General features: G+C 73.3%; 16 protein-coding genes. 4 read left to right on the top strand and 12 right to left on the bottom strand.

What is annotated here, in order from left to right; translation table 11 throughout:
• Positions 1 to 263: 263 nt before the first annotated feature.
• The 6 genes from ACY34I_RS37585 to ACY34I_RS37560 form a co-directional block, all read right to left on the bottom strand.
• Complete coding sequence (locus ACY34I_RS37585) at positions 264 to 1,274, bottom strand: branched-chain amino acid ABC transporter permease (RefSeq protein ID WP_462759930.1); 1,011 nt, start codon at positions 1,272 to 1,274, stop codon at positions 264 to 266.
• The gene (locus ACY34I_RS37580) at positions 1,271 to 2,152 is read right to left on the bottom strand and encodes a branched-chain amino acid ABC transporter permease (protein WP_462759929.1); all 882 of its coding nucleotides are present in this window, start codon (positions 2,150 to 2,152) and stop codon (positions 1,271 to 1,273) included. Before ACY34I_RS37580 ends, ACY34I_RS37585 begins: the two co-directional genes overlap by 4 nt.
• Before the next feature lie 7 nt (positions 2,153 to 2,159).
• Positions 2,160 to 3,413 carry an ABC transporter substrate-binding protein gene (locus ACY34I_RS37575; RefSeq protein WP_462759928.1) on the bottom strand — a complete coding sequence of 418 codons (1,254 nt, stop codon included), beginning with the start codon at positions 3,411 to 3,413 and terminating at the stop codon, positions 2,160 to 2,162.
• 46 nt (positions 3,414 to 3,459) lie between these two features.
• On the bottom strand, positions 3,460 to 4,152 hold the full coding sequence (locus tag ACY34I_RS37570) for an ABC transporter ATP-binding protein (protein ID WP_148802256.1): 693 nt from the start codon (positions 4,150 to 4,152) through the stop codon (positions 3,460 to 3,462).
• Positions 4,139 to 4,900, bottom strand: coding sequence for an ABC transporter ATP-binding protein (locus ACY34I_RS37565; RefSeq protein WP_462759927.1), 762 nt, complete (start codon positions 4,898 to 4,900; stop codon positions 4,139 to 4,141). Before ACY34I_RS37565 ends, ACY34I_RS37570 begins: the two co-directional genes overlap by 14 nt.
• Before the next feature lie 274 nt (positions 4,901 to 5,174).
• On the bottom strand, positions 5,175 to 6,395 hold the full coding sequence (locus ACY34I_RS37560) for an FAD-dependent monooxygenase (protein ID WP_462759926.1): 1,221 nt from the start codon (positions 6,393 to 6,395) through the stop codon (positions 5,175 to 5,177).
• A gap of 166 nt (positions 6,396 to 6,561) precedes the next feature.
• Between ACY34I_RS37560 and ACY34I_RS37555 the strand changes: the two genes are divergently transcribed.
• The gene (locus tag ACY34I_RS37555; RefSeq protein ID WP_462759925.1) at positions 6,562 to 7,488 is read left to right on the top strand and encodes a TetR/AcrR family transcriptional regulator C-terminal domain-containing protein; all 927 of its coding nucleotides are present in this window, start codon (positions 6,562 to 6,564) and stop codon (positions 7,486 to 7,488) included.
• 19 nt (positions 7,489 to 7,507) lie between these two features.
• Here ACY34I_RS37555 and ACY34I_RS37550 read toward each other — a convergent pair whose 3' ends face one another.
• Genes ACY34I_RS37550 through ACY34I_RS37540 form a run of 3 tightly spaced genes read right to left on the bottom strand, consistent with a single transcriptional unit; the run spans position 7,508 to position 10,717 of the window.
• On the bottom strand, positions 7,508 to 8,584 hold the full coding sequence (locus tag ACY34I_RS37550; RefSeq protein WP_462759924.1) for an alcohol dehydrogenase catalytic domain-containing protein: 1,077 nt from the start codon (positions 8,582 to 8,584) through the stop codon (positions 7,508 to 7,510).
• Positions 8,581 to 10,023, bottom strand: a complete 1,443-nt coding sequence (locus ACY34I_RS37545) for an aldehyde dehydrogenase family protein (protein WP_462759922.1) — start codon at positions 10,021 to 10,023, stop codon at positions 8,581 to 8,583. Before ACY34I_RS37545 ends, ACY34I_RS37550 begins: the two co-directional genes overlap by 4 nt.
• A 40-nt stretch (positions 10,024 to 10,063) precedes the next feature.
• The gene (locus tag ACY34I_RS37540; protein WP_462759920.1) at positions 10,064 to 10,717 is read right to left on the bottom strand and encodes a TetR/AcrR family transcriptional regulator; all 654 of its coding nucleotides are present in this window, start codon (positions 10,715 to 10,717) and stop codon (positions 10,064 to 10,066) included.
• Positions 10,718 to 10,930: 213 nt separating this feature from the next.
• On the opposite strand from ACY34I_RS37540, the gene ACY34I_RS37535 reads away from it, so the two are divergent.
• The gene (locus ACY34I_RS37535; protein ID WP_462759919.1) at positions 10,931 to 12,103 is read left to right on the top strand and encodes an acyl-CoA dehydrogenase family protein; all 1,173 of its coding nucleotides are present in this window, start codon (positions 10,931 to 10,933) and stop codon (positions 12,101 to 12,103) included.
• 42 nt (positions 12,104 to 12,145) lie between these two features.
• Here the strand turns inward: ACY34I_RS37535 and ACY34I_RS37530 are convergent, their stop codons facing one another.
• The gene (locus tag ACY34I_RS37530; protein ID WP_462759918.1) at positions 12,146 to 13,183 is read right to left on the bottom strand and encodes an aminotransferase class V-fold PLP-dependent enzyme; all 1,038 of its coding nucleotides are present in this window, start codon (positions 13,181 to 13,183) and stop codon (positions 12,146 to 12,148) included.
• Between the two features lie 141 nt (positions 13,184 to 13,324).
• The gene (locus ACY34I_RS37525) at positions 13,325 to 14,716 is read right to left on the bottom strand and encodes a cation:dicarboxylate symporter family transporter (protein ID WP_462759916.1); all 1,392 of its coding nucleotides are present in this window, start codon (positions 14,714 to 14,716) and stop codon (positions 13,325 to 13,327) included.
• 132 nt (positions 14,717 to 14,848) lie between these two features.
• On the opposite strand from ACY34I_RS37525, the gene ACY34I_RS37520 reads away from it, so the two are divergent.
• Both ACY34I_RS37520 and ACY34I_RS37515 read left to right on the top strand, forming a co-directional pair.
• Positions 14,849 to 16,435, top strand: coding sequence for an ATP-binding protein (locus ACY34I_RS37520; RefSeq protein ID WP_462759914.1), 1,587 nt, complete (start codon positions 14,849 to 14,851; stop codon positions 16,433 to 16,435).
• 76 nt (positions 16,436 to 16,511) lie between these two features.
• On the top strand, positions 16,512 to 17,195 hold the full coding sequence (locus ACY34I_RS37515; RefSeq protein ID WP_462759913.1) for a response regulator: 684 nt from the start codon (positions 16,512 to 16,514) through the stop codon (positions 17,193 to 17,195).
• A gap of 6 nt (positions 17,196 to 17,201) precedes the next feature.
• Here ACY34I_RS37515 and ACY34I_RS37510 read toward each other — a convergent pair.
• Positions 17,202 to 17,631 (bottom strand): YncE family protein (locus ACY34I_RS37510; RefSeq protein WP_462759684.1); only part of this gene is annotated, 430 nt, incomplete at its 5' end.

Raw genomic sequence — 17,631 nt, 5'->3', positions numbered from 1 at the left:
CAGCGCCGTCTCCAGAGAACGCCGCCTCCAGAGAACTTGGACAGCCACCGTCAGCAGCGAACGGAACGGCCCAAGATCGGAAAACGGCACGGGTTCCTACCAGAGGAAGAACCGTGACCCGGCGGGCGGGCAAGGCGCACGACGGGGCTGGGGGCGAGGGTGACCGGCGCAGGGATCAAGCCTGACCGCCCGGAGCCGGTCACCCTCGCCCCCAGCCCCAACCGCAACCACAGGCCGACCGGGACCCAGCCCATAAGCGCAAGTCAGCTCCGACGACGGAACCGCAGCGCCAGGGCCGCGACACTCCCCCAGATCCCCCGCCGGAACAGCAGCACGACCAGGACGAAGATCCCCCCGGTGACCAGGCCGATCGCCTCGAACCCGGAGAACGACAGCAAGTCCTCCAGGCGGACCACCAGCGCCGCGCCGAGCACGCCACCCCAGAGGGTGCCGATGCCGCCGAGCACCACCACGATGACGGCCTTGCCGGAGGTGGTCCAGTGCAGCACGTCGAGGGAGACGAACCGGTGGCCGACGGCGAAGAGCCCACCGCCGAGCCCGGCGAGGAAGCCGGAGAGGACGAACGCGGTCAGCTTGTACCGGTGCACGGGGTAGCCGAGCGCGCGGGCCCGGGCCGGGTTGTCCCGGATGCCGACCAGCACCCGGCCGAACGGTGAGTGGACGATCCGCCAGGCGGCGAGCAGGCCGAGCAGCACGATCGGCAGGATCGCGTAGTAGAAGTAGTAGTCGTCAGAGAGGTCGGCGCCGAAGAAGGAGCGGGGCACTCCCTGGAGGCCGTTTTCGCCCTGGGTGACCGAGCGCCATTCGTTGGCCACGTAGTAGACCATCTGCGCGAAGGCCAGGGTGACCATCGCGAAGTAGATTCCGGCGCGCTTGACGGCGAGGTAGCCGATCGGCAGCGCGAGCAGCGCCGCCGCGAGGGCCCCGGCCAGCACGGCCGCCGGGAACGGCAGGCCGGCGTGGATGGCCACCAGACCGGTGACGTACGCCGAGGTGCCCCAGAAGGCGGCGTGCCCGAAGGACATCAGCCCGGTGAAGCCGAGCAGCAGGTCCACCGAGACGGCGAACAGCGCCCAGCAGAGGATGTCCACCGCCACCGCCGGGTAGAGCCCGTTGGGCAGCCAGAACGCCACGATCAGGCCGACGGCGAGCAGCGCGTACCGGACCCAGCCGGGGGCGCGGGCGACCGCCACCAGCCCGGACGGGGGCGCCGGGCGGGCCGCGTCGGCGGGGGTGTCGACGGCGCTGGTCATGCCGGTGCCTCCTCACGGCCGAACAGGCCGGCCGGGCGCCAGAGCAGCACGGCGGCCATCACCACGAACACGACGGTCTGCGACACGATCGGGAAGTTCGACAGGTACGCCTCGCCCCAGGCCTGGATCAGGCCGATGCCGAAGCCGGCGGCGACCGAGCCGAAGATCGAGCCGAGGCCACCGATCACCACCACCGCGAAGACCACGATGATCAGGTCGGCGCCCATCAGCGGGTTGACCGCGCGCATCGGAGCAGCGAGCACCCCGGCCAGCCCGGCCAGGGCGATGCCGAAGCCGAAGACCGGGGTGACCCACTTGCCGACGTCGATGCCGAAGGCGCGGGTCAGCTCGGGCCGCTCGGTGGCCGCCCGGACCACCATGCCGACCCGGGTCCGCCCGAGCACCCACCACACTCCCACGCAGAGCAGCACGGTGAAGCCGAGGATGAAGACCCGGTAGGTGGGGAAGTCGAAGAGCCCGAAGTCGACCGACCCGCTCAGCTCGGTCGGGGTGGCGTACGGGCTGGACTGGATGCCGTACCGCGACTTCACCAGGTCCTGGAGGATCAGGGTCAGGCCGAAGGTGAGCAGGAAGTTGTAGAGCGGGTCGAGGCGGGTCAGCCGGTGGATCACCGCCCGCTCCAGCACCATGCCGAGCAGGCCCAGGGCCAGCGGCATGATCACCAGTGCGGCCCAGAACGGCACGCCCGCCTCGGCGAGCAGCACGTACGCCCCGAACGCACCGAGCATGTAGAAGGCGCCGTGGGCGAAGTTCACCACCCGGAGCATGCCGAAGATGACCGCGAGCCCGAGGGCGAGCAGGGCGTAGAACGCCCCGCCCACCAGCCCGTTGAACGTGTTCTGCAGGAAGCCCGACATCAGCTCGTCACATCTTGCAGTCCGGCGACGGCGTACGGAACGCCTCGGCCGCCGGGATGGTCTTGAGGATCTTGACGTAGTCCCACGGCTCGGTGACCTCGGCCTGCGGCTTCACCTGGGCCAGGTACGCGTCGTGGATGACCCGGTGGTCCTCGGCGCGGATCTTGCCGTTGCGCAGGAAGAGGTCGTTGACCTCCTTGCCCTCGAGGCCCTTGACCACGGTGTCCGCGTCGTCGGTGCCGGCGGCCTGCACCGCCTCCAGGTACTGCATGGCGGCGGAGTAGTTGGCCGCGTGCGCGAAGGACGGCCGGGTGCCGGTCTCCTTCTGGAACCGGTCGGCCCACTCCCGGTTCTGCTGGTCGAAGTTCCAGTACCAGGCGTCGGTGTAGGTGGTGCCGGCGAGGGCGGCCGGGGTGAGCGAGTGGATGTCGGTGATGAACATCAGGCCCACGGCCAGCCCGATGCCCTTGTCCCGCAGCTTGAACTCGTTGTACTGCTTGACCACGTTGACGAGTTCCGCGCCGGCCTGCATGGTGCCGAGCACCTGCGGCTTCGGGTTCAGCGTCGGGGCCTTGAGCAGGAACGACGAGTAGTCGCCGCTGGTGTTCGGGAACGGCGCCCCGTCCTTGCCGACCACCGCGCCGCCGGCGGCGGTGATGGCGGCGGAGAAGCTCTTCTCCATGTCCTGCCCGAAGGCGTAGTTCGGGTAGAGGATGTACCAGTTCTTGCCGACCTGCTCGGTGGTCACCGTCCCGGTGCCGTGGGCCAGCATGTAGGTGTCGTACGCGTAGTGGAACGTGTACTTGTTGCAGCTCTTGCCGGTCAGGTCGGTGGTGGCCGCGCCGATGTTGAAGTAGAGCTTCTTCTTCTCCTTGGCCACGTCGGCGACCTTCAGGGCGGCCGAGGAGGTGGGCACGTCGAGGATGACGTCGACGCCCTTGCGGTCGTACATCTCCTGGGCCTTGCTGTTGGCCACGTCCGGCTTGTTCTGGTGGTCGGCGGTCTCCACCGAGATGTTCTTGGTGATCGCCTTGTCGCCGTACTTGGCCTTGAAGTCGGCGATGGCCATCTCCACGGCCTTGACCGAGTTCTTCCCGGACAACTCCGAGTAGGCCCCGGACTGGTCGTTGAGGACACCCAGCACGATCTTGTCGCCGGTCAGCTTCTGGTCGCCGCCGGACTGCGGGCCACCGCCGCCGCAGCCGGTGACCAGCGCCGCCACCGCCGCCGAGGCGGCGGCCACACCCACGCTCCTGCGCATCTCAATCCCTTCCGTACCGCGCGGTCCGCGCGGGTCAGCCGTCGTTTCAGATCCCGAGGTACGCCAGCAGCTCGCGCTCCCGCGAGCGCACCTCGGAGTTGTCCATCGCCTCCGCGATGCGTCCCTCGGCCAGCAGGTAGTGCCGGTCGGCGACGCCGGTGGCGAAGTGCAGGTTCTGCTCGACCAGCAGCACGGTCACGCCGTGCTGCTTGGCCTCCCGCAGCAGGTCGCCGACCTGCTGCACGAGCAGCGGCGACAGCCCCTCGGTGGGCTCGTCGCAGAGCAGCAGCCGGGCGCCCATGCGCAGCACCCGGGCCAGGGCGAGCATCTGCTGCTCGCCGCCGGAGAGCATGGTGGCCGCCGAGTCGCGCCGGCTGTAGAGGGCGGGGAACGCCTCGTACACCCGCTCGAGCGGCCACGGGTCGGGACCGACCCGGGGCGGCAGGGTCAGGTTCTCGGTGACGGTGAGGGTGGCGTACGCGCCACGGTCGTCGGGGACCCAGCCGAGCCCGAGCCGGGCCCGCTTGTAGGCCGGCAGCCGGGTCAGATCGGCGCCGTCCAGGGTGACCGTGCCGCGCTGGCCGGGGTGCAGCCCCATCACGCAGCGCAGCAGGGTGGACTTGCCGGCGCCGTTGCGGCCGACCAGGGTGACCACCTCCCCGGCGGCCACGTCCAGGCTCACCTCCCGCAGCACCTGCGCCTCGCCGTACCAGGCGGAGAGGTTGTCAATGCGCAGCATCGGTGGCTCCCAGGTAGGCGGTGATGACCCGCTCGTCGGCGCGGACCTGCTCGTACGGCCCCTCGACCAGGACCTTGCCGGCCTGGAGGACGGTGACGGTGTCGGCGAGCCGGCCGACGACGCTCATGTTGTGCTCGACCATGACCACGGTCCGGCCCTGCCGGACCCGGGCGATCAGGTCGACGGTGCGGTCGACGTCCTCCAGCCCCATGCCCGCGGTGGGCTCGTCGAGCAGCAGCACCTTCGGGTCGAGGGCGAGGGCGATGGCCAGCTCCAGGGCCCGCTTGCGCCCGTACGCGAGGGCCTCGGCCGGCGCCTCGGCCAGTTCCCCGAGGCCGACCATGGTCAGCAGCTCGTCGGCCCGCTCCCGGTAGCGGTGCATCAGTTTGGCCGAGCGCCAGAACCGCCAGCCCAGCCCGCTCGGGCTCTGCAACGCCAGCTGGACGTGCTCGCGGGCGGAGAGCTGGGGGAAGAGGCTGGTGATCTGGAAGGAGCGGGCCACGCCGAGCCGGGCGACCCGCTCCGGGGGCAGCCCCGTCACGTCCCGGCCGGCCAGCTCGATCCGCCCGGCGGTGGGCGGCAGGAAGCCGGTGAGCAGGTTGAACAGCGTGGTCTTGCCGGCGCCGTTGGGCCCCACGAGGGCGTGCACGGTCTCCGGCGCCACGTCGAGGTCGACCCGGTCGACCGCCCGGAAGCCCCGGAAGTCCCGGGTCAGCCCGCGGGCCGACAGGAGCGCTTGCCCGGCCATCGCCACACCTTCCGCAGGTCCGTCTCGCGACGACCAGGTCGGTGACGGGGGTCACAGGGTCGTCGCGTGCAGGAAACCTACGGTGCGCCGCGGGAGTCGATCCATGTCGATGACCCACATATTCGGGGGCCGGCAGCCGGGTTCGACAGCCATGCGCGGCGGGTCAGGTGCGGGTCCGACCCGCCGCCACATTCGGATAGACCAGGGCCGATTGCGCTCGGCATGTGGGCCGACCACCATGGGAGCGGTTCCCGGGCGGTCGGCGCAGGGCGGGTCACGCGTCCGCGTGGCGCGGGAGGCGTCGGGCGGCGTAGTCCTTGAGGACGATGCCGTCGGACTTCTGGAACTGCCTGGCCAGGATCTGGCGCATCGGCCACCGGGTCATCATCCGCATCGAGAGGGCGCGTAGCGAGATCATCAACTGCGACTGCGGCGCGTACCCGTTGACGCCACCGGGCGGCAACTCCATCGCGGCCGCGACGTAGTCGCGCATCTCGTCCTGGTAGCGGGCGAACGACGCCTCGTGATCGTCGGGCGTCGACGCCAGCTCCCCGGCGAGGACGTACGCGCCGACGAGGGACATGCTGGTGCCGAGGCCGACCAGCGGCGAGCCGCAGTAGCCGGCGTCACCCACCAACGCCACCCGTCCCCGCCACCAGCGGTCGACCCGCACCTGGCAGATCGAGTCGAAGTAGAAGTCCGCGGCGTCCGGCATCGCCGCCAGCAACTCCGGCACCCGCCAGCCGGCGCCGGCCATCCGCTCGACCAGGATCCGCTGCTGCTCGCGGACGTCGCGCCGGTCGTAGTCCAGCGGTGGCGAGGTGAAGCCGAGTGACGCCTTCGCCGTACCGCCACGCTCCGGGCGGAGCATGGCCACCCGTCCGCCGGGCGCGTTGTACATCAGGAACCAGTTCTCCAGGTCGCCCGGGTCCGGCACGGTGAAGTACGCCGTGTACGCGCCCAGATGGCGTACGTGGTCGGACTCCGGCCCGAAGGCGAGCGCGCGTACGCCGGAGTGCACCCCGTCGGCGCCGACGACGAGGTCGAACCGGCGGGCCGTCCCGCTGGCGAAGACCACCTCGACCCGGTCGTCGTCCTGGGTGAGCTCCACGATCCGGTCACCGAAGAGGTATTCGACATCCCCGCTGGTCGCGTCGTAGAGGATCCGTGACAGGTCGCCCCGCATGATCTCGATCTCGGCGACGATCCCCTCGCCGCCGAACGCGTCCGCGGGCATCGTCGCGGTTCGCCGACCATGGCGGTCGACGAGCGCGACGCCGCGCTCGTCGACACTGTCCTGGCGCACCCGGGGCATGATCCCCATCCGCTCGACGACGTCCCGGGCCGCACCGCGCACGTCGACCGCGTGGCCGCCCGCCCGCAGGGTCGGGGCCTGTTCCACCACCGTCACCGAGAAGCCGAAGCGGCGCAGCCAGTAGGCCAGCGCGGGGCCCGCCACGCTGGCGCCGGAGATGAGCACGGTCCTGTCGTCCATCGCAGCGCTCCTGTAGTCGTGCGTACACCGTCAACCCGGGCCGTCCCGGGTCCGCTGAGGACCGTAGGCCCTCAGCGCCGTGCCGACCCGCCGCGACCTAGTACGCTCACCCCGGCGAGGGGCACCTGGCGCACCTCGCACTAGTACGCTGCGCCGGAGGTGGACCGTGTCCGGACCGGAGCCGCCGTACCGGCGGATCGCCGGGGAGATCCGCCGCCGGATCGCGCTCGGGGAGCTGCGCCCCGGCGACCCGGTGCCGTCGGCCCGGCGGATCACCCGCGAGCACGGCGTGGCCATCGCCACCGCCACCAAGGTCCTCGCCCTGCTGCGCGACGAGGGGCTGGTGCTGACCCGGCCGGGAGCGGGCACGGTGGTCGCCCCACCCCGCCCGGTGACGCCCCGGGCGCGCCCCGGCCCGGACGGGGCGGAGCCGGAGCTGAGCCGGGAGCGCCTGGTGCGTGCCGCGATGGCCCTGGCCGACGCGGGTGGCCTGGCCGCGGTGTCGATGCGGCAGCTCGCCGCCGACCTGGGCGTCGCCACCATGTCCCTCTACCGGCACGTCCGCGGCCGGGACGACCTCGTACTCGCGATGGCCGACGCGGCGCTGGCCGACGCGCCGCTGCCCGCCGTGCCGCCGGCCGGCTGGCGGGCCCGACTGGAGCTGCTCGCCCGTGGGCAGTGGGCGGTCTACCGGCGGCACCGCTGGCTGCCGCACGTCATCTCGATGTCCCGCCCGCAACCGCTGCCGAAGGGCATGGCGCACACCGAGTGGGCGCTGCGGGCCACCGTGGGGCTCGGGCTCGACACCCGGCTCCGCTGGCACTTCGCGGTGACGCTGATGGCGTACGTCCGGGGCATCGCGACCAACCTGGAGGCGCAGGCGCACGCGGAGCAGGACACCGGCCTCACCGACGAGCAGTGGGTCGAGACCCACGACGCGACGTTCCAGCGGCTGATGGCCGGCGGCCGGTACCCGACCATGGCGGCGCTGGACGAGGCGGTCGACCTGGACCTGGACAGCGTCTTCGAGTTCGGCCTGCACCGCCTGCTGGACGGCTACGCCGCGCTGATCGACCCTCCGCAGGCCGGGTGAGGCCGGCGGGAAGTGCCCGTCAGTCCGGGAAGGTGACCACCCAGCGCGCGCCCTCGCCCCGGGCGAGCCGGCCGAACGCCGCCGGCGCCTCGTCCAGCGCGACCGTGCCGCTGACCAGCGGGCGCAGGTCCAGGGTGCCGTCGGCGAGCGCGGCGGCAAGCTCGGGCACCTCCCGGTCCGGGTCGGACGAGCCGTACACCGAGGAGCGCAGAGTGCGGGCGGAGTGGAAGATGTCCAGCGCGGAGAGGCTGACCAGGTCGTCCCTGCCGCCCATGCCGACCACGGTCACCGCTCCCCCGCGCCGGGTCAGCCGCCAGGCGGCCCGGATGGTGGCGGCCCGCCCGACGCACTCGAAGGCGTGGTCGACGCCGCGCCCCTCGGTGCGCGCCCGGACCTCCTTGGCCAGCGTGTCGTCGGAGCGCAGGAAGTCGGTGGCCCCGGCGGCGAGCGCGAGCTCCCGCTTGGCCTCCACCACGTCGACGGCGAGGATCGGGGTGGCACCGGCCCGGCGGGCGGCGGTGAGCACGGCGAGCCCGACCCCGCCGAGGCCGATCACCGCGACCGACTCGCCGGCCGCCACCCGGGCGGTGTTGCGGACCGCGCCAGTGCCGGTGAGCACCGCGCAGCCGAGCAGCGCCGTGCGCTCTGGCGGCAGGCCGGCGGGCACCGGCACGGCGGCGTGCTCGGGCACCACCACCTCCTCGGCCAGCGCGCCGAGGCCGAGGGTGGCGTGCAGCGGGCTGCCGTCGGCGGTCTCGCCCCGGGCCACCGCCGGGGCGGTGTTGGCGGCGCAGAGCCAGGGTTCGCCGTGCCGGCAGTGCCAGCAGGAGCGGCAGGCCGGGGCCCAGTTGAGCACCACCGGCGTACCGACGGCCAGCCGGGCGCCGGGGCCGGCCTCGGCGACCACGCCGGCCGCCTCGTGCCCGAGCACCAGCGGGTACGCGGGCGCGAGCGTGCCGTCGACCATCGCCAGGTCGGAGTGGCAGATCCCGGCGGCGCGGATGCTTACCCGCAGCTCGCCGGGGCCGGGGGCGGGCAGGCGTACCTCCTCGACCGCGGGGCTGGCGGCCGGCCCGCGGACGACCAGGGCCCTCACCGCTGGATCGCCTTGAGCTCGGTGAACTCCTCGACGCCGGCGGCGCCCAGCTCGCGGCCGAGGCCGGACTGCCGGTATCCGCCGAACGGGGCGAGCGGGTTGAACGCTGCCCCGTTGACGTCGACCTGGCCGGTGCGCAGCCGGCGGGCGACAGCGAGGGCGGCGTCCTCGTCGGCGGACCAGACGGCGCCGGCCAGCCCGTATCGGGAGTTGTTGGCGATGGCGACGGCGTCGTCGGTGTCGTCGAACGGGAGGACCGCGAGGACCGGGCCGAAGACCTCCTCCTGGGCGAGGGCGCTGTCCGGGTGCACGTCGGCGAAGACGGTGGGCGCGACGAAGTGCCCGCGTGCCGGCAGCGGCACGTCCGGGCCGCCGGCGACGAGGCGGGCGCCGTCGGCCAGGGCCTGCGCGACGTGGCCACGGACCCGCTCGGCCTGGGCGGCGGAGACCAGCGGGCCGAGTCGGGTCGCCGGGTCGAACGGGTCGCCCAGCCGGTATCCGGCGACGGCGGCCCGGATCAGGTCGATTGCCTCGGCGTAGCGGTCCCGGTGGACCAGCATCCGGGTCCAGGCGGTGCAGGTCTGCCCGGAGTTGAGGAAGGCGTTGCCCACCCCGACCTTGACCGCGGTGGGCAGGTCGGCGTCGGCGAGGACCAGGTTGGCGGACTTGCCACCGAGTTCCAGCGCGACCCGGGCGATCCGGTCGGCGGCGAGGTGGGCGATCCGGCGGCCGGTGGCGGTGGAGCCGGTGAACGAGACCAGGTCCACGTCCGGGTGGGCGGCCAGGGCCTCGCCGACGATCGGCCCGGTGCCGGGCACCAGGTTGACCACCCCGGCCGGCAGCCCGGCCTCGGTGATCGCGTCGAAGAGCAGGTACGCGGTGAGCGGGGTGAGCTCGCTGGGCTTGAGCACCACGGTGCAGCCGGCCGCCAGGGCCGGGGCCACCTTGGCGACGACCTGGTGCAGCGGGTAGTTCCACGGGGTGATCGCGCCGACCACGCCGACGGGTTCGCGGACCACCAGCGAGTTGCCGACGGTCTGCTCGGCCGGCGGGCGGGCGGCGAGGTCGACCATGCCGCGCAGCACGGTCAGCGGCAGGCCGGCCTGCACCCGGGTGGCGAGCTTGAGCGGGGTGCCCAGCTCCAGCGCGACGGTGTGCGCGATCGCGTCGGCGCGGGCGGCGAGCGCGGCGTGCAGCCGGTCCAGGTGGGCGGCGCGCTCGGCCGGGGCGGTGGCCGCCCAGCCGGGGAAGGCGGCGCGGGCGGCGCCGACGGCCCGGTCGACGTCGGCCGGGGTGCCGGCGGGCACCTGCCCGACGATCTCCCCGGTGGCCGGGTTCTCGACGGGGATCGTCTCGCCGTCGGCGGGGTCGACCCACTCCCCGGCGACGTGCAGGTGACGGCGGACCAGGCGGGCGGGAGGCGCGGTGGCGAGATCCATGTCGTCCTTCGCGGGGAAACTAGCGCTGGGAGTTTTGACGCTACTCCGGAGCGGCGGCCCGTTCCAGGGGCGCCACAGTCCGCTCGTACTCGGCGCGCAGGCCGTGCAGCAGCGCGTCCAGGCCGAGGGTGAAGGCGCCCTCGTCGACGCTGTGCTGGTGGCCGGCGAGCCGGTGCGCCTGACTCAGGTGCGGGTGCGCGGCGTAGAGCGCCGGGTCCTCGACGAAGCCCCGGGCGAACGAGCCGAGCGCGGAGCCGGCGACGTAGTAGCGAAGCGCCGCGCCGATGTGGGTGGCCCGGGCCGGTGGCCACCCCGCCCCGACCAGACCGCCGTAGACGGCGTCGGCCATGGCGAGCGCGGCCGGCCGCCGGCCCGGCCCCTGGGCCAGGTACGGGACGATGTTCGGGTGCGCGGCGAGCGCCGCCCGGTAGGACCGGGCCCAGCGCCCCAGCGCCTCGCACCAGTCGACCCGACCGAAGGCGCTGACATCCACGGTGGCGGTGACGCTGTCCGCCACCGCGTCGAGGATGGCGTCCTTGGTGGCGAAGTGGTTGTAGAGCGAGGGACCCTGTACGCCGAGCGCCGCGGCCAGCCGCCGGGTGGAGAGCGCGCCCAGCCCGTCGGCGTCGATCAGCGCCAGCGCGGTGCTGACGATCCGGTCCCGGGTGAGCAGCGCCTGTCGGGGTCGCGGCACGTCAGGCCGCCCGTGCCGGGTCGCCGTCGTACGCCTGCCCGCGGCCGAGTTCCGCCACGCCACCCTCCCCCGTCGGCACCACCTGCTCACGCACCCTAACCGGGCCCGGCCGGGCGCGGCCTCACCTCGACGGTGGAAGGCGGGGGCTGGACGGATGAAAACTTACACCGCTAGTTTGAGGACGATCCGCCGCGCCGACGCCGAGGGAGCACCGTGGACTTCGCACTGTCCGACGAGGAGCGGGCCGTTCGGGACACCGCCCGGGCGTTCATCACCCGCGAGGTGATGCCGCTGGAGCAGGAGGTGCTGCGCCGCGAGCGCGCCCACCGCCCCGGCCTGGAGCGGTCCGAGTTGCGCGAGCTGCAGCTCAAGGCGCGCACGTTCGGCTTCTGGGGGCTGGCCACCCCGGAGCGGTACGGCGGGATGGACCTGCCGGCGGTCCTGCAGTCGCTGGTCTGGACCGAACTGGGCCGCACCTTCGTGCCGTTCCGGTTCGGCGGCGAGGCGGACAACATCCTGTTCGACGCCACCGAGGAGCAGCAGCGCGAGTTCCTCCTGCCCACCATCGAAGGGGAGCGGATCTCCTGCTTCGCGATCACCGAGCCGGGCGCCGGCTCGGACGCGGCGAACATCCGGCTGCACGCCCGGCGGGACGGCGACGACTGGATCCTCGACGGCGAGAAGACCTTCATCACCAACGGCAACGACGCCGACTTCGCCATCGTGATCGCGGTCACCGACCCGGCGAAGGGCGCCCGCAACGGCGGGGCCACCGCGTTCCTGGTGGATCGGGCGATGGGCTGGCGGTCGGAGTTCATCCAGACGATGGGCGAGGGCGGCCCGGCGTCGCTGGTCTTCGACGGCGTACGCGTGCCGCACCGCAACATCCTCGGCGCGGAAGGGCAGGGCTTCGCGCTGGGCATGGAGTGGATCGGCAAGGGGCGCTACACCATCCCGTCGCACGCCCTCGGCATCGCCGAGCGGGCGTTGCAGATGGCGATCGACCAGGCCAACACCCGGGAGACGTTCGGCGCCAGGATCGGCACCAACCAGGCGATCCAGTGGATGATCGCCGACTCGGAGACCGAACTGGAGGCGGCCCGCTGGCTGGTGCTGCGCGCCGCCTGGACGGTCGACCAGGGCCTGGACCCGCGGCACGCCTCGTCCATGGCCAAGCTCTACGGCGCCGGCATGGTCAACCGGGTGGTGGACCGGGTGCTGCAGATCCACGGCGGCATGGGCTACACCCGCGAGCTGCCGATCGAGCGCTGGTACCGGCAGGTCCGGCTCTACCGGATCTTCGAGGGCACCGACGAGATGCAGCGCCTGATCATCGCCCGGGACCTGCTGCGCGGGTACACGAAGATCGGCGCCCACCTGGCCTGAGCTGCGAGGGCTCCCGCCCGGTCCCGGGGTGGGAGCCCTCGCTCAGTCCGTCAACGCCGCCAGGGCCCGGTCGACGTCCTCCTCGGTGGTGTAGAGGTGGAAGGAGGCGCGCACCCGGCCGGCGCGGACCGCCGCCCGCACCCCGGCCCGGGCCAGCTTCTCCTCCGCCCCGGGCACCGCGACGGTCACGATCGCGCTGTCGCCGGGCGGCCGGCCCAGCCCGACCAGGAACCGGTTGGCCAGTGCCACGTCGTGATCGCGCACGGCGGGCAGCCCGATCTCGGCGAGCAGTTCCAGGGCGGGTGCCGCGCCGACGTAGCTGAACCACGCCGGGGAGATGTCGAAGCGTCGGGCGTCGTCGGCCAGCCGCAGCGGCGGGCCGTAGTAGGAGGCGTGCACCTCCTGCCCCGCGTACCAGCCGGCGGCGTCGGGGCGCAGCCGCTCGCGCAGCGCCGGGGCCAGGTAGGCGAAGGCGGTGCCGCGCGGCGCCATCAACCACTTGTACGCCGAGACCACCACCGCGTCCGCCCGGCCCGCGTCGAAGGGCAGCCAGCCGCACGCCTGGGTGGCGTCCACCGCGACGAGGGCGCCGTGCGCCCGGGCCGCCGCGACGATCTCGTCGTACGGGGCGACCGTGCCGTCGGCCGACTGCACCAGGCTGAACGCGACCAGGTCGGTGTCGGCGTCGATCGCGTCGACGAGGCCGGCCAGCGGCACCGTGCGGACCTGGACGCCCCGCTCCTGCTGCACCAGCCAGGGGAACAGGTTCGAGGTGAACTCCACCTCCGGGACGACCACCGTCGCGCCCGACGGCAGCCCGGCCGCCACCGGGGCGAGCAACTGCGACGCCGTGCTGCCGATCGCCACGTCCGCCGGGGCCACCCCGACCAGCCCGGCGAACGCGCTCCGGGCCCGCTCCGCCGCCTCGCCCCAGCCCTCCCAGGAGATCCGCCCCACCCGCCAGTCCGCCAGGGCGTCCTGCAACGCCACCCAGGCGGGCTCGGGCGGCAGCCCGTAGCTGGCCGTGTTCAGCCAGCCGGGCTTCGGCTGCCACAGCTTCTGCGCCTTGTCCAACTCCACGTCGCCGACGGTAGTGACGACGCCGGCGGCGGGGCACAGCCAATTCCGGCGTCGTGGTTCCCGTCGCCGGGTACGGCTCCGGGCCGCACCGCACGACGGTCCGGCGCGGCCCGGGACGGGTCGCTGAGCGGGGCGGCCGGCTCAGGCCGGCGCGTCGGCCAGCGGGGCGGGGCGCGGCGCCGGGGCCGGCGCCTCCGGCGCCCCGTGCGCGCCGTCCTCGTCGAGCATCGTCGCCTCGTCGAACGGGCGCTCACCGGCGAGCACGGCCCGGGCCTGCTCCCGGTCGAACTGGCTGGTCCAGGTGCCGACCAGCACGGTGGCGACCGCGTTGCCAGCGAAGTTGGTCAGCGCCCGGGCCTCGGACATGAACCGGTCGATGCCGACGATCAACCCGACGCCGTCGACCAGGTCCGGCCGGTGCGACTGCAGCCCGCCGGCCAGGGTCGCCAGGCCCGCGCCGGTCACCCCGGCCGCACCCTTGGACGCGATAACCATGAACACCAGCAGCGACACCTGCTCGCCGAGCGACAGCGGCTTGCCCAGCGCGTCGGCGACGAAGAGCGACGCCATGGTCAGGTAGATGGCCGTGCCGTCGAGGTTGAACGAGTATCCGGTCGGGACGGTGATCCCGACGACCGGCCGGCTCACCCCGACGTGCTCCATCTTGGCGATCAGGCGGGGCAGCGCCGACTCCGACGAGGAGGTCGACAGGATGAGCAGGAACTCCCGACCCAGGTAGCCGAGCAGCTTGAAGATCGAGATCCGGGCGATGAGCCACAGCAGCGCGCCCAGCACCAGGAACACGAAGAGCGCACAGGTGACGTAGAAGCCGAGCATGATCTGCGCCAGGCTCTTGAGCGCGTCCACCCCGGTCGCGCCGACCACCGCGGCCATCGCACCGAACGCGCCGATCGGCGCCACCCACATGATCATCGCCAGCACCTTGAAGACGAGGCGCTGGATCACGCCCACCGCCCGCAGCACCGGCTCGCCCCGCGTACCGAGGGCCTGCACGCCGAAGCCGACCAGCAGCGCGACCAGCAGCGTCTGGAGCACCTCGCCCTCGGTCAGCGCGGAGAGCAGCGAGGTCGGGATGATGCCGAGCAGGAAGTCGACGGTGCCACCGCTCTCGCCACCGGCCGCGGCCTTGCCCGCCTCGGCCACCTCCGGGCCGAGGTTCAGCCCGGTACCGGGCTTGATGATGTTGCCGACCACCAGGCCGATGGCCAGCGCCACGGTCGACATGATCAGGAAGTAGCCGAGGGCAAGGCCGCCGACCTTGCCGACCTTGGCCGCCTGGCGCACGGATCCGACGCCCAGCACGATCGTGCAGAAGATGACCGGGCTGATCATCATCTTGATCAGGTTCACGAAGCCGGTGCCGAGGGGCTTCAGCTCCTTGCCGACCTCGGGGGCGGCGAAGCCGACCGCGATGCCGGCCAGCACGGCCACGATGACCGCGAGATAGAGGTACCGGGTCCGGTCCCGGCGGACGGGCCGGGCGGCCGCGGGGGTCGGTGTGGTGGTGTCCATGCCCACAATGTGAACCAGGTCTCAGCACAGGGCATCCTTGCGTTCATTCTGTTCACCCCTGTGACTCGCGGCCGAAACGGGCCGCTGACCAGTGCGCCACACTTGCGACGGCGTGCGACGGAAGGAGGGGACGTGGCCCGACGGCAGTGGAGCATCGCGGGACAGCTGTTCGCCCTCCAGGCGCTGGTGGTGACGCTGCTGGTGCTCGCCGGCGCGGCGGGCGTCGCCCTGCTGGCCCGCAGCGACTCCAACCAGGCCGCCGAGCAGGAGGTCCTGGCGGTGGCGCAGACCGTCGCCAACGCTCCCGGCGTCCGCGCGGCCCTCACCGCCGCCGACCCGTCGGCCACCCTCCAGCCGTACGCCGAAGCCACCCGGATGGCCACCGGAACGGACTTCGTGGTCGTGATGGCCCCGAACCGGACCCGGTACTCCCACCCCAACCCGGACCTCATCGGGCAGCCGTTCATCGGCGACATCGGCCCCGCCCTGGCCGGCCAGCCGTTCACCACCACCAACGTCGGCACGCTCGGCGAGTCGGTGCGCGCGGTCGTCCCGGTGTACGGCGACGGCCACCGGATCATCGGGCTGGTCTCGGTCGGCATCACCACCAAGGCGATCAACCGCAAGCTGCTCGGCCAGGTGCCCGTGCTGCTCGGCGGGGCCGTCCCCGCGCTGGCCCTCGCGGCCACCGGCTCCTGGCTGCTCAGCCGGCGGCTCCGCCGGCAGACCCACGGCCTGGGCCCGAGCCAGATGACCCGGATGTACGAGTACTACGACGCCGTCCTGCACTCCGTACGCGAGGGGCTGCTGGTGCTGACCCGGGACGGCCGGGTGGCGCTGGTCAACGACGAGGGACGCCGGCTGCTCGGGCTGGCCGAGGACGCGGCGGTGACCGACCGGCCGGTGTCCGGCATCGACCTGCCGCCCGCGGTGGCCGAGCTGCTCGACTCCGGGCGGGATGCGCACGACGAGCCGATCCTCGCCGGGGACCGGGTGCTGGTGGCCAACCAGCGGACCACCCGCTTCGAGGGGACCGTGCTCGGCACCGTGCTGACCCTGCGCGACCAGACCGAGCTACGCAACCTGGCCAGCGAGCTGGACTCGGTACGCGCGCTCACCGAGGCGTTGCAGGCCCAGACCCACGAGTCGGCCAACCGGCTGCACACCGTGCTGACCCTGGTGGAGCTGGGCCGCACCGCCGAGGCCGTCCAGCTCGCGACCCGTGACCTGGCGCTGGCCCAGCAGCTCACCGACCGGGTCGTCGGGGCGGTGACCGAGCCGGCGCTGGCCGCCCTGCTGCTCGGCAAGTCGGCCCGGGCCGGCGAGCGCGGCGTGGACCTGGTGATCGAGCCCGACTGCCGGCTCGACGACAGCCCGCTGCCCACCACCGACCTGCTCACCGTGGTCGGGAACCTGGTCGACAACGCCCTGGAGGCGGTGGCCGGCACCCCGCCGCCGCGCCGGGTGCGGGTGTTCGTCGGCGCCACCGACGACGAGATCATGGTCCGGGTCGGCGACAGCGGCCCCGGCCTCGACCCGGACCGGGTGGCGGACGCGTTCCGACGCGGGTGGTCCACCAAGAGCGCCGGCCGGGGGCTCGGCCTGGCGCTGGTCGGGCAGGTGGTCCGCCGACACGGCGGCCGGACCGACGTGGCCCGCGCCGAGGACGGCGGCACCCTGTTCACCGTCCGCCTGCCGATCCCGCGGGAGGCCACATGAGCGAGCGCAGCGAGCGAATCATCAGGCGTAGCGCGGGGGAGCCTCATGCGACCGCGGAGCGAAGCGGAGCGGTGGCATGAGCGACATTCGGGTGCTGGTGGTGGAGGACGAGCCGCTGCTGGCCGAGGCACACAAGGCGTACACCGAGCGGGTGCCCGGCTTCGTGGTGGTCGGGGTGGCGCACACCGCGCGGGAGGCGATGGCGGCGCTGCGGCAGCGGGGCGGCGCGGACATCGACCTGGTGCTGCTCGACTTCCGCCTGCCCGACCTGCACGGCCTGGACGTGTGCCGGGCCCTGCGGGCGGCGGGCAGCAGCGTCGACGTGCTGGCGGTGACCTCGGCGCGGGACCTGGCGGTGGTCCGCACCGCCGTCTCCCTGGGGGTGACCCACTACCTGCTCAAGCCGTTCACCTTCGCCGCCTTCCGCGACAAGCTGGAGCGGTACGCCGACTACCGGCGGCAGGCCCTCGCGGAGGGCGAGGTGGCCGCCCAGCACGAGGTGGACCGGATGTTCGCCACCCTGCGCGGGGCGGCCCGGCACACCCTGCCCAAGGGGCTGGACGAGCAGACCTTGAACCGGGTGCTGTCGGCGCTCGGCGGGGGCACCGGGCGGTCCGCGGCCGAGGTCGGCCGGGAGACCGGGATCTCCCGGGTCACCGCCCGGCGCTACCTGGAATACCTGGTGACCAGCGATCGCGCCGTGCGCGCTCCGCGGTACGGCACCCCCGGCCGTCCCGAGGTCGAGTACCGGCCGGTGTGAGTGCGGCTATCGGATGTTGCCGGTGTGGCCGAGGGAGTAGCGGCCGGGCTGCGGCCAGACCGTCAGGCCGTGCGGGCCCCGGCCGACCGGGATCCGGGCCAGCAGCTTGCCGTTCTCCGTGCTCAGCACGTACACCTCGTCGTGGTAGCGCCCGGAGAGCCAGAGCTGCTTGCCGTCCGCGGAGAGACCGCCCATGTCGGGGCTGCCGCCGCCGGGGATCCGCCAGGTCGTCCTGGGTTTCAAGCTGGGCAGGTCGAGGACGGTCACGCTGCCCTCGTCCCGGTTGGTGACGTACGCCAGCCGGGCGTCCCGGCTGAAGTAGATGCCGTGGGCGCCCCGGCCGGTACGGATGAACCCGGTCTGCCGGGTGGCCTGGCCGTCGAAGACGTACACCCCGTGGGCGCGCATGTCCGCGACCAGGAAGTGCTGCCCGTCC

Source organism: Micromonospora sp. RTBAU3-60 (genome assembly GCF_054963695.1).
This window is presented reverse-complemented; position numbering and strand designations above follow the sequence as displayed.

Excerpts from the sequence above, each read along its gene's own strand:
- ACY34I_RS37585 (WP_462759930.1), bottom strand. The coding sequence starts at position 1,274 with ATGACCAGCGCCGTCGACACCCCCGCCGACGCGGCCCGCCCGGCGCCC.
- ACY34I_RS37580 (WP_462759929.1), bottom strand. The coding sequence starts at position 2,152 with ATGTCGGGCTTCCTGCAGAACACGTTCAACGGGCTGGTGGGCGGGGCG.
- ACY34I_RS37575 (WP_462759928.1), bottom strand. The coding sequence starts at position 3,413 with ATGCGCAGGAGCGTGGGTGTGGCCGCCGCCTCGGCGGCGGTGGCGGCG.
- ACY34I_RS37570 (WP_148802256.1), bottom strand. The coding sequence starts at position 4,152 with ATGCTGCGCATTGACAACCTCTCCGCCTGGTACGGCGAGGCGCAGGTG.
- ACY34I_RS37565 (WP_462759927.1), bottom strand. The coding sequence starts at position 4,900 with ATGGCCGGGCAAGCGCTCCTGTCGGCCCGCGGGCTGACCCGGGACTTC.
- ACY34I_RS37560 (WP_462759926.1), bottom strand. The coding sequence starts at position 6,395 with ATGGACGACAGGACCGTGCTCATCTCCGGCGCCAGCGTGGCGGGCCCC.
- ACY34I_RS37545 (WP_462759922.1), bottom strand. The coding sequence starts at position 10,023 with ATGGATCTCGCCACCGCGCCTCCCGCCCGCCTGGTCCGCCGTCACCTG.
- ACY34I_RS37525 (WP_462759916.1), bottom strand. The coding sequence starts at position 14,716 with ATGGACACCACCACACCGACCCCCGCGGCCGCCCGGCCCGTCCGCCGG.
- ACY34I_RS37515 (WP_462759913.1), top strand. The coding sequence starts at position 16,512 with ATGAGCGACATTCGGGTGCTGGTGGTGGAGGACGAGCCGCTGCTGGCC.